Consider the following 279-nt stretch of genomic DNA (forward strand, 5'->3'; position numbering starts at 1 on the left):
TTCTGTGTTCGGCATGGGAACAGGTGTAGCCTTTGTGCAATAATCGCCGCACTTTTGTTTATTCTTGAGAGATCCATTCTCTCAAAACTGAATAACATTCATCTCTTGTAATTTTTTGGACCGAGTCACTCGCGCGACTCTTTGGTTAAGTCCTCGACCGATTAGTAATGGTCCGCTCCATGCCTCACAGCACTTCCACTTCCATCCTATCTACCTGATCATCTCTCAGGGGTCGTACTTCCATAAAGGAATGGGAAATCTAATCTCGAGGTGAGTTTC

The 279-nt window shown here is 44.8% G+C and carries 1 rRNA gene; it reads right to left on the reverse strand.

The window, feature by feature from the left end:
• Nucleotides 1-141: 141 nt before the first annotated feature.
• Nucleotides 142-279 (reverse strand): 23S ribosomal RNA (locus LPAF129_RS11115); the annotation flags it as partial.

The organism is Ligilactobacillus pabuli (genome assembly GCF_022836475.1).
In the GTDB taxonomy this organism is placed as follows: domain Bacteria; phylum Bacillota; class Bacilli; order Lactobacillales; family Lactobacillaceae; genus Ligilactobacillus; species Ligilactobacillus pabuli.